Here is a 14,643-nt window from a genome sequence, read left to right as displayed (position 1 = left end):
GGCCGCGCAAGATGAAACCTTTAGCAGCCGTGAACTTTTCCACTGGCGTTGCGCCCAACAGTCGCTGTAAAACAGCCGGGCCGCGTGCGGCAATTTCAAGCAAATCAAGAACAAGGGGCCTGCAGCAAGCAGCGCTCCATCCGGGGGAATGATGGATTTTTGGACTGCCTTCCAGGCAATCATCTTGGGCGTGGTTGAAGGGCTGACGGAGTTTCTGCCGATTTCCAGTACCGGGCACCAGATTATCGTCGCCGACCTGATAGGTTTTGGCGGCGAACGGGCCATGGCTTTCAACATCATTATCCAGCTGGCGGCGATCCTGGCAGTGGTGTGGGAGTTTCGCGGCAAGATTCTCGAAGTGGTATTCGGCCTGACCAGCCAGCCCAAGGCACGGCGTTTTACCGGCAATCTGCTGTTGGCGTTCATGCCGGCGGTGGTTTTGGGGGTGCTGTTCGCCGACCTGATTCACGAGTACCTGTTCAACCCCATCACCGTGGCGACGGCGCTGGTGGTGGGTGGGGTCATCATGCTCTGGGCCGAGCGTCGCGAACACAGCGTGCAGGTGGACCATGTGGACGACATGCGTTGGAGCCATGCGCTGAAGATCGGTTTTGTCCAGTGCCTGGCGATGATCCCGGGCACTTCGCGCTCTGGCTCGACCATCATCGGCGGCTTGCTGTTCGGCCTGTCGCGCAAGGCGGCGACCGAGTTCTCGTTCTTCCTGGCGATGCCGACCATGGTCGGTGCGGCGGTGTACTCAGGCTACAAGTACCGGGACCTGTTCCAGCCCAGTGACTTGCCGGTGTTTGCCATTGGCTTCGTGACTTCGTTCATTTTCGCCATGATCGCTGTGCGTGCGCTGCTCAAGTTCATCGCCAACCACAGCTACGCGGCATTTGCCTGGTATCGCATTGTCTTCGGCCTGCTGATTCTGGCGACCTGGCAGTTCGGCTGGGTTGACTGGTCCACAGCTCATGGCTGAGGCGTTGCGCGGGCAACGTGAAGGCGTACGCAATGTGCGCCTGAAGCTGCTGCTGTTGGGCCTGCTTTGCCTGTTGCCTGGCCTGGGTGCTGTGCGCATGGCCTGGAACGATCAAGCCTGGTGGCCATTGGCGCTGTACCCGGCAATGAGCCTGATCAGCCTGTTGCTGTATTGGCAGGATAAACAGCAGGCGCGTACGCGGGCCTGGCGCACGCCAGAGAATGTGCTGCATGCCAGTGAATTGCTGGGTGGTTGGCCGGGTGCGCTCCTGGCGCAGCAGCTGTTTCGGCACAAGACCCGCAAGGTTTCGTACCAGTTGGTTTTCTGGGGGATTGTGCTGGTGCATCAGGTGTTCTGGGCGGACTGGCTATTTTTTGAAGGGCGTTATCTGCCCTTCAATTGATGTTTACCTGTACTGGCCTCTTCGCGGGCTTGCCTGCTCCCACAGGTACAGTACAGTCTTCAAGACTGTGGTGGCTCTGCGGGAGCGGGCAAGCCCGCGAAGAGGCCGGTACAGGCTGACTAGATCAACAAACCCACCTGCAACCGCTTGGGCAACCGCCGCACCACCAGTTGGTGCGAGCGCTGCAGCAAATCACACAGCTCATCACGCCCCATGGGATAGGGCAGCGCCATGCTGATCCACCGCGCCCGCGCCAGATACGGCGCAGGCCGCACCCCTGGGCGGTCGCAGTAGCCGAGAAACAGCTCATCGGCCACTTTGAAAGACAGCCCCGCACCTGCCAGGTCCAGCACCGTGAACATCTTGTTGCCCGCCACCGAAAACACCCGAATGCCGCCCCATTTGTAGTCTTCCCGTGCACCCGGCAGGCTCAGGCAAAACGCTGCCACCTGGGCTTCGCTCATCTTCCTGTCAGACATACCGCTCTCCACAGGCCTCGAATGAGGCCGCCAGGTGATCGATCCATACCCGCACCGCGGGCAATACACCGCGCCGATGCGGGTACACCGCCTGCAGGTAGCCGCCTGGCAGTGACCAGTCTGGCAGCAGGCGCACCAGTTCACCGCGTTCCAGTTCCTCTTCGCAGAACATGCTGGGCAGCGCGGTGAACCCCAGTCCCGCCCGTACAGCAGCGTTACGTACTACGAAATCATCGATGGCCAACCTTGGCTCCAGGGCAATTTCCTGCTGTTTGCCCTGGGGGCCGAACAGGCGGAAGTGCACCAGCCGGTCTGCCTCGGCGGCGCCCAGTACCGGCAATGACGCCAGCTCACCCGGCTCGCGGATGTGGTCGGCGAAACCGGGCGCGGCCACCAGTTGCATCTGCGCCTGGCGCAGGCGGCGGGTGACCAGGGCCGGGTCTTCATCACCCAGGTCCCGCACGCGCAGCGCGACGTCGATGCCCTCGGAAATCAGGTCGACCCGGCGGTTGAGCAGCACCATGTCCAGCTGCACCAGCGGGTACTGGGCAAGAAAGCGGCTGATCACATCCGGCAGAAAGGCATGCGCCAGCGCCACCGGGCAAGACACCCGCAAGCGCCCGCGCGGCTCGCTGCTCATGCTGGCCACGGCTTCATCGGCGGCTTCGGCCTCCAGTAGCATGGCCTGGCAGTGGTGCAGGTAGCGTTCGCCCACCGCCGTGAGTTTCAGTTGCCGTGTGGTGCGTTGCAGCAGGCGGGTGCCCAGGCGTTCTTCCAGTTCGGCAATGCGCCGTGACAGGCGCGACTTGGGGATGCCCAGCTGGCGCCCGGCTGCAGCGAAACCGCCGGCTTCGACCACTCGGGCAAAGTAGAAAAGGTCGTTGAGGTCTTGCATGGGAATGTCTCACTGTTCCATATGTGGGACAAACTAGCGCATTTTTGCCGGCTTATCAGCCATTACTCATCCCGGTAGGATTCTCTACATCGTGATCGCCCAACGCTGCGGTCTTCAATCACAGGAGAGTCCCATGAAACTGTTGCACATCGATTCGAGCATCCTGGGCGACAATTCCGCCTCCCGCCAACTGAGCCGTGAAGTGGTCGAAGCCTGGAAAGCCGCTGATCCGAGCGTGGAAGTGGTGTATCGCGACCTGGCCGCCGACGCCATCGCCCACTTCTCTGCCGCCACCCTGGTGGCCGCAGGTACCCCTGAGGATGTGCGCGATGCAGCCCAGGCGTTCGAAGCCAAGCTGAGCGCGGAAACCCTGGAAGAGTTCCTGGCCGCTGATGCCGTGGTGATTGGTGCGCCGATGTACAACTTCACCGTGCCGACCCAGCTCAAGGCCTGGATCGACCGCGTTGCTGTTGCCGGCAAGACCTTCCGCTACACCGAAGCGGGCCCGGAAGGCCTGTGCGGCAACAAGAAAGTGGTGCTGGTGTCCACCGCCGGTGGCCTGCACGCTGGCCAGCCGACTGGCGCCGGGCATGAAGACTTCCTGAAAGTGTTCCTGGGCTTTATTGGTGTGACCGACCTGGAAATCGTCCGCGCTCATGGCCTGGCTTATGGCCCGGAACACCGCAGCCAGGCGATTGATGCTGCCCAGGCGCAGATTGCCAACGAGCTGTTTGCTGCTGCCTGATCCTCATTAGCTGGCCTGTCATGGCCTCATCGCAGGCAAGCCAGCTCCCACCCAGTACTTGTGGGGGCTGGCTTGCCGGCGATGAGGCCGTTTCAGGCCACCGGGATGGTGGGGTCGGCAGCCGCCAGTGCCACTGCCCGATCGGCCGCTGGCGGGTAGATCCACTGTGTATTGATCTGCGCCTTCAGCACCTTGGCCTCGGCCTTGTCCTCCGGTGGCGACACCGCACGCTCCCACCCCTCGGTATACACCGCGCCCCAGGCGCCCAGGTCCAGGCACGTCACGTACTTGGGCTGGCTGTAGGTCATGGGTGCCACGTCAATCAGCTCGGCAGCGGCATTGTTGCCTGCATGGCGCCCCAGCGGAATCGCATGCTGGCAGGACATCACTGCGTAATTGCCTAGCTCGTCACAGGCGGCATAGGCCACATCGCCGGCTGCGTATACCGCATCATTGCCCTTGACCTTCAGGTTGCCATCCACGTGCAGGCGCCCCAGGCGGTCACGCTCGCCGGTGATCTGTTCGGTGAGCGGGTTGGCCTTGAAGCCCACCGTCCACACCACGGTATTGGCGTCGATGCGCTGGCCGTTGTCCAGCAACACACCGGCCAGGTCAACCGAAGCGACTGTGGCACCGCACACCCACTCCACCCCCAGCGCCTCGCAAGCCTGTTCGATGGCCGGGCGGATGCCGTCTCCCAACGCAGCACCCATCCGGGCGCCGCGGTCGATGACTAGCACACGCAAGGCTGCGTCCTCACCGAGGATTTCCCGAAGCCGTGCCGGCAGTTCGGTGGCCGTCTCGATACCTGTAAAACCGCCACCGGCCACCACCACGGTATTGCGCGCCGGCGTGTCGGGCAGGCTGGCCAGCGACTTGAGATGGGTTTCCAGCCGCGCAGCGCTGTCGATCTTGTCGACGTCGAAAACGTGCTCGATACCGACCATGTCAGGCCGGTTGAGCACACTGCCGCAGGCCATGATAAGGCGGTCGTAGGGCAGGGCGCACTGGGTGCCGCTGCGGGTACGGTAGCTGACCCGGCGGGCCGCTTCATCAATGTGGAATGCCGTGCCTTGCACGAAGCGAACGTTAACGGCATCGAGCAGGTCCTGCAGCGGCGCGGCCATGGTGTGAACGTTGGGCTCGTAGAAGCGCGGGCGCACATGCAGTTCGGCCTGGGGGGCGAGCAAGGTGACCTCGACGTCCTTGCTACCGTTGAGGTAAAGCTGGCGGATGGCGCTGAGTGCGCTCCACAGGCCGGCAAAGCCCGCGCCAATGATCAGGATCTGCTTCATGGTTGTGCTCCTTTTCAAGTTCGGTGGACAAGGTAGACCGTATTGCAGGTCAACGGTGTTACGAACGCCGGCAGGAGTGCTTCAGAATGTTGGCGGCGTGATCACCCAGATCACCACGGCATCCACCTCGCCGGGGTTGCCGTAGCGGTGGGGCTCCTGGCTGGAGAAGCTGAAACTGTCGCCTTCACCCAGCTGGAAGTACCGTTCGCCCACCCAAAGCTCGAAGCTGCCACTCAGGATGTAGCCGGCTTCTTCGCCTTCATGGCTGTAGCTTTGCTGGCTGTAGGTGCCTGGGGGGAAGCGCGAGTGCAGGATCTCCAGCTGGCGGTTGGGCTGGGGGGTGAGCAGCTGATCGACGATGCCATCTTCATAGTGCACGCTCAGGCGGCTGTTGCGGCGCACCACATAGCCCTGGTCCTCTGGTGCAGTGGTGGCTTCGCTGGCGAAGAACCACTGGATGGTGACACCCAGGCTGCGGGCGATGTTGAACAGCGCCGGGATCGACGGGTAGGAAAGGTTGCGCTCCAGTTGGCTGATGTAGCCGGCGGTCAGTTCACTGTGCGCGGCCAGCTCCGCCAGGGTCATGCCGCGGCGCTTGCGCAGGCCGCGGATGCGGGTGCCCAGGAACTGCGGCGCGGCGCCCCCGGCTTCGCTGGCGGGGGGCTGGGGGAGTTGGCTCATGCACGTCGGTCCATCGCAAAAGCCGCAGTATGTACAGCTTCAGAGCGACCAGGCAACCGTCAAGCCGTCGTGAATCGCTTCTTCCGCGGTACGTGGTGCCAGGCAGTCGCCAACGCGCCGCACTTCTACCAGGCCGGTCAGCTCGCTGGCCAGGCTGTCTTCCGGATGATGGCCCATGGACAGCACCAGGGTGTCGATGCCCTCGAAGATCATCGGTTCGCCGCTGGCGGTGTGCTGCAGGTACACCGTGTTGTCGTCGCTGCCATACAAGCGCGCATAAGGGGTGATGGGGATGCCCAGGCGATGCAGCTCGCCGGCTAGTTGGTCGCGCACGTACAGCGGCAGGTTCTCGCCGCAATGGGTACCGTTGACTGCCAACTGCACCTGGTGCCCCTCGCGCACCAGGCGTTCGGCGATGCCAGGGCCGATCCAGTCGCAGCGCCAGTCGATCACCAGCACCGAACGCCCCAGCTTCATTTCATTGCGCAGCACCTGCCAGGCATCCACCACCTGCAGTTCACCCGTGCGCTCGAACGACGGCCAGTAGGGGGTAGCGCCAGTGGCGGCAATGACCAGGTCGGGGCGCTCGCGCTCGACCAGGGCACGGTCCACCCGGGTGTTGCGAACGACTTCCACGCCGGCCAGGGCCATTTCCCGTTGCAGGTTGGTGCTGGCCCCGCCGAACTCGCTGCGCCGCGGTAGCAATTGGGCCAGCAGCACCTGGCCACCGAGCTGCGGGCCGGCTTCGTACAGCGTTACCTGGTGCCCACGGGCGGCGGCCACGGCGGCGGCCTTCATGCCGGCCGGGCCGCCACCGGCGACGAGGATACGTTTGGGCGTGGTGGTGGGCGTCAGCTGCCCGTAATGCAATTCGCGGCCGGTTTCTGGCCGCTGGATGCAGGAGATGGCCAAGCCACGATGAAAGTGGCCGATGCAGGCCTGGTTGCAGGCAATGCAGGCGCGTACATCTTCGACCTGGCCGCGTTCGGTCTTGCTCGGCATCAGCGGGTCGCAGATCAGTGCACGGGTCATGCCGCAGACATCCGCCTGGCCGCGGGCCAGGATCAGTTCGGCTTCCTGGGGCTGGTTGATGCGCCCGGTAACGAACAACGGAATGTCCAGTTGCTGCTTGAAGGTTCCTGCTTCTCGGGCCAGGTAAGCCGCCTCGATGGCCATAGGCGGGACGATGTGCACGGCGCCGCCCAGGGACGCCGAAGTGCCAGCGACGATGTGCAGGTAGTCGAGCTGGCCCTGCAGGGCAACCGCAGCGGCCAGCGACTCATCTTCGCTCAGCCCTTGGCTGTCGCGCTCGTCGGCGCTTATGCGCAGGCCGATGATGAATTGCTCGTCGGTGGCGGCGCGCACGGCGGCCAGCACTTCACGCAGGAACCTCAGGCGCTGTTCCAGGCTGCCGTTGTACCCGTCGCTGCGCAGGTTTACCCGCGGATTGAGGAACTGCGCGGGCAGGTAGCCATGGCTGGCCACCACCTCGACGCCATCCAGCCCGGCCTGGTGCAGGCGCCGGGCCGCACTGGCATAGCCCTGGACAATTTCGTCGATCATCGGCTGGTCCAGTGCACGTGGCATCACCCGGAAGCGTTCGTTGGGCACCGAAGACGCGGAGTAGGCAACCGCCAGCAGGCCGTCCGCCGACTCCATGATTTCCCGCCCGGGGTGAAACAGTTGCGACAGAACCACGGTGCCGTGTGCATGGCAGGCCTCGGCAAGCTGCCGGTAGCCGTCGATGCAGGCATCGTCGGTGGCCATCAGCACATGCGAGGTGTAGCGGGCGCTGTCATGTACCCCCGCAACCTGCAGCACGATCAGGCCGACGCCACCGGCTGCGCGGTCGCGCTGGTAGGCGATCAGCTTGTCGTTGACCAGGTTGTCGGTGGGCAGGCAGGTGTCATGGCCGGTGGACATGATGCGGTTCTTCAAGCGTTTGCCGCGCAGCTGCAAGGCTTCGAACAGGTGAGGGAAGGCGGTCTGCATACAGGCGGCTCCGGTGCGGTGTTGTTCTTGTTTTGTTTATGAAAGTGTAGCGCCAGTAAAAAATCAACTTGTTTCTTTACTTGTGCGCGACTAGGTTTTGATCACCCTCACCGCGAGGGTGTGACCTCACAACAACAAGAAAACGGGCCCTAGGGCACCGGCAGGAGGAAGCTAAGATGCAGTTAATACCCCGTGTTCCTGGCCTATGCGCAACGTTGCTTGCCCTTGGCCTGGGCAGCGCGCATGCCGCGTCGCAGATGGTCGTGGTGGGCTATGGCGGCGCCGGTCAGAAGGCCCAGGATGAGGCCATCTTCAAGCCCTTCAGTGCCCAGGATGGCAGCAAGCTGATCCAGAGCGAATACAACGGCGAGATGGCGCGGATCCAGGTGATGGCCGACACCGGCAACGTCGATTGGGACGTGGTGCAGATCGAGGGGCCGGACTTGATGCGCGGCTGTGAAGAGGGGGTCTACGAACACCTTGACTGGCAGCGCCTGGGCCATGGCGCCGAGCTGATCCCCGACGCAGCTCAAGACTGCGGTTCGGCTGCGCTGGTGTGGAGCGTGGCCATCGCCTACGACCGCAACAAGCTGGCTGAGGCACCGACCTCGTGGGCCGACTTCTGGGACGTGAACAAGTACCCGGGCAAGCGGGGCCTGCGCAAGCGTGCGGTGTACAACCTGGAGTTCGCGCTGCTGGCCGATGGGGTGAAGGTGGAGGACGTCTACAAGGTGCTGTCGACGCCGGCCGGGGTTGAGCGTGCGTTCGCCAAGCTCAGCGAACTCAAGCCCTATATCCAGTGGTGGGACGCCGGCGCCCAGCCTGCGCAGTGGCTGGCTGCAGGTGATGTGGTAATGACTTCGACCTACAGCGGGCGCATCGCCGTGGCGGCGCAACAAGGTAGCCCGCTGGCCGTGGTATGGCCTGGGAGCCTGTATGGCATGGACTACTGGGCCATCATCAAAGGCTCGCGGCATGTCGACCAGGCCAAGCGATTGATTGCCTATGCCAACCAGCCTGATACCCAGGTGCGCTATGTGCAGCAGATTCCCTATGGGCCGACCAATACCCAGGCAGCTGCCAGGCTGGACCCGGCCTTGGCCAGATGGGTACCCACGGCGCCGCAGAACCTGCAAGGGGCGCTGGCGATGAATGTGGAATTCTGGGTCGACCATGGCGAAGAGCTGGAACAGCGCTTCAATGCTTGGGCGAGCAAGTAGTTTCAGGCCACTTCATCTACAGAGATAACGACCATGAACGCTACCGAGCAGCGCCTGCGCCAGGAACTCGCCGCCTGTTATCGGCTGATCGCGCATTTTCGCATGAGCGACCTGATCTTCACCCACATATCCCTGCGCCTGCCAGGGCCGGAGCATCACTTCCTGATCAACCCGTACGGCCTGCTGTTCGACGAAATCACGGCCTCCAGCCTGGTGAAGATCGACCTGCAGGGGAGGCCGGTCGAACCTTCGCCGCACCCGGTCAACCCGGCTGGCTTCGTCATTCACAGCGCCATTCATGCCGCCCGCGAGGACGCCCACTGCGTGCTGCACACCCACACCCGTGCAGGTTGCGCGGTGGCTGCGCTGGAGTGCGGGCTGCTGCCGGTCAACCAGATGTCCATGGAGTTTTACGGCCTAGTGGCTTACCACGCCTTTGAAGGTATCGCGCTGGATATGGACGAGCAGCAGCGGTTGGTGGCCGACCTGGGCGACAAGCCCGTGATGATCCTGCGCAACCATGGCCTGCTGGCCACCGGGGGTAGCGTGGCCGAAGCATTCCTCCGCATGTACTACCTGGAGAAGGCCTGTGAGATCCAGTTGGCAGCGCAGAGTGCCGGGCAAGTGATACTGCCGCCGGCTGAAGTGTGCGCGCATACCGAGCGGCAGTTCAACGCGCCGGGGAGGGGGTTGAAGCAGGGTGAGCTGACCGACCCGGATGCGCTACAGCTTGCGTGGGCGGCATTGTTGCGGATGCTGGAGCGGGTAGCGCCTGGTTATCAGGATTGAGCGCCGTCCAGGCGGCCAGGAACAGTCACTGTTGCGCAACCCTTGGGCGCAACTGTAATGGTCCCATTTGAGGGAATCGTCTTATGCTGTAACGAAATATGTATATAAAGCTTGAGGAAGGACGCTGCATGCCGCTTAAGGACCTGCTCATCGCCCTGGTGGTGATCGTCGCCTGGGGAGTCAACTTCGTGGTCATCAAGGTAGGCCTCGATGGCTTGCCGCCGATGTTGCTGGGGGCGCTGCGCTTCTTGTTGGTGGCGTTTCCGGCAATCTTGCTGGTCAAGCGGCCGAAACTGCCCTGGCGCTGGTTGATCGCCTACGGCGCGACGATTTCGCTGGGTCAGTTTGCCTTCCTGTTCCAGGCCATGTACAGCGGCATGCCGCCTGGGCTGGCCTCGTTGATCCTGCAGTCTCAGGCATTCTTTACCCTGGGTTTTGCCGCGCTGTTTCTCGGTGAACGGCTGCGCGTGGCCAGTGTGCTGGGGCTGCTGGTAGCGGCCAGCGGCCTGGCGTTGATTGGCAGCGAAGATGGCGGCCATGTGCCCCTGCTGGCACTGGTACTGACCTTGTGCGCTGGTGCCATGTGGGGCATGGGCAACATCATCACCCGGCGTTTTGGCTCGGTTGACCTGGTGGCGTTGGTGATCTGGGGCGGGCTGATACCGCCACTGCCGTTCCTGGCGTTGTCCTGGCGGCTGGAAGGGCCGGAGCGGATCGGCCATGCACTGGCCAACATCAGCTGGAGCTCGGTGCTGGCCCTGGTGTACCTGGCCTTTGTCGCCACCATGCTCGGCTACAGCCTGTGGAGCAAGCTGCTGTCGCGCCACCCGGCCGGCAAGGTGGCACCGTTCTCGCTGCTGGTACCCGTGATTGGCTTGAGTTCGTCGGCACTGTTGCTGGGCGAACGCCTGACCGCCATCCAGGGCTGGGGCGCCTTGCTGGTGATGGCGGGGTTGCTGGTGAACGTATTCGGCGCGCGTATCGGGCAAAGGTTGCGGGCAGTCAGCGCGTAAACCGCGCAAATAGGCTGCTCGGCGCTCTGTTAGAATCGGCCTCTTTATCCAGGCCTACGGAGCGCTTTCATGATCATTTCCACCACCAGCCAGCTCGAAGGGCGCCCGATTGCCGAATACCTGGGCGTGGTCAGCTCCGAATCGGTGCAGGGCATCAATTTCGTGCGCGATTTCTTTGCGCGTTTTCGCGACTTTTTTGGCGGCCGCTCGCAAACCTTGGAAAGCGCCCTGCGTGAAGCACGCGAGCAGGCCACCGAAGAACTCAAGGCGCGGGCACTGCAGTTGCGCGCCGACGCGGTAGTGGGTGTGGATTTCGAGATCAGCATGCCGTCAGTGCAGGGTGGCATGGTGGTGGTATTTGCCACCGGCACGGCGGTGCGCCTGAAGTAGAGCAGTCTGCCACTGGTCGGCTGCAAGGCTCTTGTCCGGGCGGTCCGCAAATGACCAGCTAGTCTCTTTTTCACAGGCCGCGTTTTCTGGGCGACTCTTCTGGTTGCCGGCGCGACTGCCACTGGAGGGAGACAGGGCATGAGCGAATCCTTTTTCGAAGACCTGAACGATGCGTTCCCGATCAACAGCCAAGTGCGTTGCGGCCAGGCGGCCTTCCGCCTGGGGTTCGCCCACATGACGCTGGATGATTCCGAACAGCTCCAGCCTGCACATTTGCAGCGCAGTAAAAAAGGCCGCTTCATGCCGCGGGTTCCGCTGAAGAAGTGATCCCGCCCCAGTACATAACCCCGCCCAATGGCGGGGTTTTTATTGCGCTTTATTGATCCGCCTCATGGCATTGCCGGGTTGCGCTCGCCGGCTGGGTGAGGTTGTGGTTTTCTGTCGGGGCATTCCAGCAACGGAGGATTGAATGCTCATGCGCGTCAGGGAACAGACTTATTGGCAGTGGGCCGACGCCCAGTTGCACAGCCGCAGCCACGACGAAGTCCTCAGTGACGGCACCACGCTGGATGTGCAGGTGCGGTTGTCACGTCTGGGGGCGACTCAGCTGTTTTTGGGGTTGTATGCCGGGGATGGGCGGGCATTGCTGGAGGAGTACTACCCTGCGCGGCCAGGGGAGACCATGACCCGCGCCCTGGTATGGGGTGTGGACCGTGCCCGTGCGATGGCTACCGGGGCCTTGCCATTGCCGCAAAGCCGCCGCCAGCGGCGCCAGGCATGAAAAAGCCCGGCCTATGCGGGCCGGGCTTGGTTAAGGGTGAGAACCCTCAGTTGAGCGGTTCGATCACCTTGACTGCCTGCCGCTCACGGGCGGCTGGCCATTCTTGTTGCAGGGTCTGCAGGACGCGGCCAACGAACTCGGTGTCGGCGGCGGCCTTCTTGCCGACGTAGCCTTGGCCACGGCGGTAGACCTTGAAGCGGGCACGCATGCTGGGCAGGTGCTCTTCAAATTCATCTTCGATCGTGTTCGGTGGCAGGCGGTCGAGCCGCACCTCACCGGTTTGGCTGACCCACAGCAAGTGATCGTCAAGGCTGTCCTTGCGTACGGCGAACAGCTGCGCCAGTTGATCGATAGTCGGATTGTTGTTCAAGTTCATCATAAAGCCCCCATTACCCATTCGTAGGTGATTTTCACAGTTGGCGCTAACACGGTGTAGCGCACTACCAACGCTGCTACAGCAGCATCGCAACAGGGGCTTTCTCACGCTGCCTTTTGGACAGTTCCCTCTCCACGGACGGCCTGCGTTACCGCGCAAGCCGTCTGGAACACCCTTGCCACCGCTCCCGATCAGGGAGACGGCTTCATCATGCACAAGGGCGATGAGCGGCGTCAATGGTTTTGTAGTGAATTTTTTTACCCACTACATTTCTGTCGTTTTGTTCGACAATCGCTGCTCGTACTACAGCCCGGACAGTATCTTGAAGGCTGCGCGAACCCGCTCTTCGTTCGGGTAATTTCGATTCGCCAGCAACACCACTGCCAGCTTTTCACTGGGCACAAAAGCGGCGTATGCACCGAAACCGTTGGTTGCACCGGTCTTGTTGTACCAGGCCGCTGGCAGCGGCGGCAGGGCCGGTTGCAAGCGCGTGGTCGCATGCGGTTCACGGATCATCCGCGCGCTGTTGCCGTCTACCAGGGTACCCAGCGTGACCGGGTAGGGATAACGTTCCCAGCCCAGGCCCTGGGTCATGCTGCCGACCTGGAAGTAGCCCTGCCCGGTAATGGCGGTTGCTTTTGCAAGTGCCGGTGGCAGGCCCTGCGGCTGCATGTGCAGCCGCACGTACTGCAGCAGGTCGCTGGCGCTGGTCTTGATGCCGTAGGCCTCGTCGGCGTACGGGCCGGGGCCGACGCGCACCGGTTTGTCGGCGGCGTCGTAACCTTGGGCATAAAGCCCCTGAGCACTGGCCGGGACGTGCAGGTAGGTGTTTTTCAGGCCCATTTTAGCCAGCAGGCCCTCGGTCATCAGTGTAGAAAACGGTTGATGCTGCGCGCGGGCGGCCAGGTCACCGAACAGGCCAAGGCTGGGGTTCGAATAGCAGCGCTGGGTGCCGGGTTCGGCATGGGGTTGCCAGTGGCGGAAGAAATCGACGACTTGCTGCGGTGTCTGCACCGCATCGGGGAACTGCAAGGGCAGGCAGTCGGCACTGTAGGCGCCCAGTTCCAGCACCGTCGCATCACCGATGGGCGCCCCCGCCAGTGCCGGATGGTAGCGCTTGGCCGGGGCGTCAAGGTCCAGCTTGCCCTCGGCGCTGGCCAGCGCGGCCAAGGTGGCGGTGTAGGTCTTGCTCAGCGACCCGATCTCGAACAGCGTGTCTCGGCTGACGGGCACATTGTCGGCCTTGCTGGCCACGCCATAGCTGAAATAGTGCGCATGGTCGCGGGCGTAGATCGCCACGGCCATCCCGCTGATACCTTGCTCCTGCATCAACGGGCGGATGATCTGGTCGACCTTGGCTTGCAACTGGTCGTCGGCCTGGGCGCCGGTGTGGCCCAGAACCAGTGCGATGACAGCCGCTAGCGCGGCCGGGCGGGAGAGGGGCATGAGCGGGTCCTTTTGCGGAACGTGTCCGTTGAGCGATACCGATGGGGGTTCCGGCGTTAGCGGCGAAAAGCCGTAGACCTTATCGTCTGCCCTTGCACAATGACAAGACGGACACTGTGATGAAGTATTTGCGCATGTTATTCGATAATTTCACCCTGGCCTTGCTCGGGGTGGTCCTGATCGCCACCGTGCTGCCTTGCTCGGGCGACGGTGCGGTGTATTTCGGCTGGCTGACCAACCTGGCCATCGGCCTGCTGTTCTTCCTGCATGGCGCCAAGCTGTCGCGTGAGGCGATCATTGCCGGCGCCGGGCACTGGCGCCTGCACCTGCTGGTGTTCTCTTGCACATTCGTGATGTTCCCGCTGCTTGGCCTGGCGTTCAAGCCGCTGTTCGTGCCGCTGGTGGGTAACGAGTTGTACCTGGGCGTGCTCTACCTGTGCGCCTTGCCGGCCACGGTGCAGTCGGCCATCGCCTTCACCTCGCTGGCCCGCGGTAACGTGCCAGCAGCCATTTGCAGCGCGGCGGCATCCAGCCTGCTGGGCATCTTCCTGACCCCCTTGCTGGTGATGATGTTGCTGGGCGCCAGTGGCGACACCGGTTCTGGCCTGGATGCCGTGCTGAAGATCACCCTGCAACTGCTGGTACCGTTCGTTGCCGGGCAGATTGCGCGGCGCTGGATCGGCGCCTGGGTCAAGCGCAATGCGCGCTGGCTCAAGGTGGTGGACCAGGGTTCGATCCTGCTGGTGGTGTATACCGCCTTCAGCGAAGCCGTGGTCACGGGCTTGTGGCACACGGTATCGCCGCAGCACCTGGCCGGGTTGTTCGTCGTGTGCGGGATCCTGCTGGCGGTGGTGCTGTTTGGCACCCGCGTGCTTGGCAAGGCATTGGGCTTCGACCTTGAGGACCGCATCACCATTTTGTTTGCCGGCTCCAAGAAGAGCCTGGCTACGGGCGTGCCCATGGCCCAGGTGTTGTTCGTGGGCAGCGGTATTGGCGCGATGATCCTGCCGCTGATGCTGTTCCACCAGATCCAGCTGATGGTCTGCGCGGTGCTGGCGCAGCGTTATGCCAGCCGTGAGCAGGACGCTGAAGAGGCTTCGGCGGCGTCCTGAGCGCATGCGCGGTCCCCTGTAGGAGTGGCCTTGTGTCGCGATGG

General features: G+C 63.0%; 17 protein-coding genes. 10 read left to right on the top strand and 7 right to left on the bottom strand.

Annotated elements, in window-relative coordinates; genetic code table 11:
* Positions 1–151: 151 nt before the first annotated feature.
* Positions 152–982, top strand: coding sequence for an undecaprenyl-diphosphate phosphatase (locus WF331_RS19305; RefSeq protein WP_174369446.1), 831 nt, complete (start codon positions 152–154; stop codon positions 980–982).
* Positions 975–1,385: a DUF1294 domain-containing protein gene (locus WF331_RS19300; RefSeq protein ID WP_016500021.1), complete on the top strand. Its 411-nt coding sequence runs from the start codon at positions 975–977 to the stop codon at positions 1,383–1,385. Before WF331_RS19305 ends, WF331_RS19300 begins: the two co-directional genes overlap by 8 nt.
* Positions 1,386–1,504: 119 nt before the next feature.
* Here the strand turns inward: WF331_RS19300 and WF331_RS19295 are convergent, their stop codons facing one another.
* Both WF331_RS19295 and WF331_RS19290 read right to left on the bottom strand, forming a co-directional pair.
* The gene (locus WF331_RS19295) at positions 1,505–1,864 is read right to left on the bottom strand and encodes an MmcQ/YjbR family DNA-binding protein (protein WP_340623215.1); all 360 of its coding nucleotides are present in this window, start codon (positions 1,862–1,864) and stop codon (positions 1,505–1,507) included.
* The gene (locus WF331_RS19290) at positions 1,857–2,759 is read right to left on the bottom strand and encodes a LysR substrate-binding domain-containing protein (protein WP_016500019.1); all 903 of its coding nucleotides are present in this window, start codon (positions 2,757–2,759) and stop codon (positions 1,857–1,859) included. Before WF331_RS19290 ends, WF331_RS19295 begins: the two co-directional genes overlap by 8 nt.
* A 133-nt stretch (positions 2,760–2,892) precedes the next feature.
* On the opposite strand from WF331_RS19290, the gene WF331_RS19285 reads away from it, so the two are divergent.
* A complete protein-coding gene (locus WF331_RS19285; RefSeq protein ID WP_016500018.1) occupies positions 2,893–3,504 on the top strand; it encodes an FMN-dependent NADH-azoreductase in 612 nt (203 codons plus the stop codon).
* A 92-nt stretch (positions 3,505–3,596) separates the two neighbouring features.
* Here the strand turns inward: WF331_RS19285 and WF331_RS19280 are convergent, their stop codons facing one another.
* The 3 genes from WF331_RS19280 to WF331_RS19270 all read right to left on the bottom strand — a co-directional run bounded on the left by WF331_RS19280 (position 3,597) and on the right by WF331_RS19270 (position 7,472).
* On the bottom strand, positions 3,597–4,799 hold the full coding sequence (locus WF331_RS19280; protein WP_340623214.1) for an NAD(P)/FAD-dependent oxidoreductase: 1,203 nt from the start codon (positions 4,797–4,799) through the stop codon (positions 3,597–3,599).
* Between the two features lie 81 nt (positions 4,800–4,880).
* Complete coding sequence (locus WF331_RS19275; RefSeq protein WP_016500016.1) at positions 4,881–5,480, bottom strand: helix-turn-helix domain-containing protein; 600 nt, start codon at positions 5,478–5,480, stop codon at positions 4,881–4,883.
* A 39-nt stretch (positions 5,481–5,519) separates the two neighbouring features.
* A complete protein-coding gene (locus tag WF331_RS19270) occupies positions 5,520–7,472 on the bottom strand; it encodes an oxidoreductase (protein WP_340623213.1) in 1,953 nt (650 codons plus the stop codon).
* 176 nt (positions 7,473–7,648) lie between these two features.
* Between WF331_RS19270 and WF331_RS19265 the strand changes: the two genes are divergently transcribed.
* The 6 genes from WF331_RS19265 to WF331_RS19240 all read left to right on the top strand — a co-directional run bounded on the left by WF331_RS19265 (position 7,649) and on the right by WF331_RS19240 (position 11,665).
* Positions 7,649–8,692 (top strand): ABC transporter substrate-binding protein, encoded by a 1,044-nt coding sequence (locus WF331_RS19265; protein WP_340623212.1) that lies wholly within the window; start codon positions 7,649–7,651, stop codon positions 8,690–8,692.
* Positions 8,693–8,725: 33 nt separating this feature from the next.
* On the top strand, positions 8,726–9,481 hold the full coding sequence (locus tag WF331_RS19260) for a class II aldolase/adducin family protein (RefSeq protein ID WP_284360155.1): 756 nt from the start codon (positions 8,726–8,728) through the stop codon (positions 9,479–9,481).
* Positions 9,482–9,609: 128 nt separating this feature from the next.
* Positions 9,610–10,494 carry an EamA family transporter gene (locus WF331_RS19255; protein ID WP_284360157.1) on the top strand — a complete coding sequence of 295 codons (885 nt, stop codon included), beginning with the start codon at positions 9,610–9,612 and terminating at the stop codon, positions 10,492–10,494.
* Positions 10,495–10,563: 69 nt separating this feature from the next.
* Positions 10,564–10,884, top strand: a complete 321-nt coding sequence (locus tag WF331_RS19250) for a YbjQ family protein (RefSeq protein ID WP_016500011.1) — start codon at positions 10,564–10,566, stop codon at positions 10,882–10,884.
* 138 nt (positions 10,885–11,022) lie between these two features.
* Positions 11,023–11,211 carry a hypothetical protein gene (locus WF331_RS19245; RefSeq protein ID WP_003253897.1) on the top strand — a complete coding sequence of 63 codons (189 nt, stop codon included), beginning with the start codon at positions 11,023–11,025 and terminating at the stop codon, positions 11,209–11,211.
* A gap of 142 nt (positions 11,212–11,353) precedes the next feature.
* Positions 11,354–11,665 carry a hypothetical protein gene (locus WF331_RS19240; RefSeq protein ID WP_016500009.1) on the top strand — a complete coding sequence of 104 codons (312 nt, stop codon included), beginning with the start codon at positions 11,354–11,356 and terminating at the stop codon, positions 11,663–11,665.
* A 46-nt stretch (positions 11,666–11,711) separates the two neighbouring features.
* On the opposite strand, the gene WF331_RS19235 is transcribed toward WF331_RS19240, so the two are convergent.
* Positions 11,712–12,044, bottom strand: a complete 333-nt coding sequence (locus tag WF331_RS19235; RefSeq protein ID WP_016486521.1) for a hypothetical protein — start codon at positions 12,042–12,044, stop codon at positions 11,712–11,714.
* A 300-nt stretch (positions 12,045–12,344) separates the two neighbouring features.
* Complete coding sequence (ampC, locus tag WF331_RS19230; protein ID WP_016500007.1) at positions 12,345–13,487, bottom strand: class C beta-lactamase; 1,143 nt, start codon at positions 13,485–13,487, stop codon at positions 12,345–12,347.
* A 119-nt stretch (positions 13,488–13,606) separates the two neighbouring features.
* Between ampC and WF331_RS19225 the strand changes: the two genes are divergently transcribed.
* Positions 13,607–14,599: a bile acid:sodium symporter family protein gene (locus WF331_RS19225; RefSeq protein WP_016500006.1), complete on the top strand. Its 993-nt coding sequence runs from the start codon at positions 13,607–13,609 to the stop codon at positions 14,597–14,599.
* Positions 14,600–14,643: the final 44 nt, after the last annotated feature.

The organism is Pseudomonas sp. YNh, from assembly GCF_037993085.1.
Classification (GTDB): domain Bacteria; phylum Pseudomonadota; class Gammaproteobacteria; order Pseudomonadales; family Pseudomonadaceae; genus Aquipseudomonas; species Aquipseudomonas putida.
The sequence above is the reverse complement of the archived record's forward strand: the minus strand, read 5'-3'. Positions and strand labels throughout refer to the sequence as shown.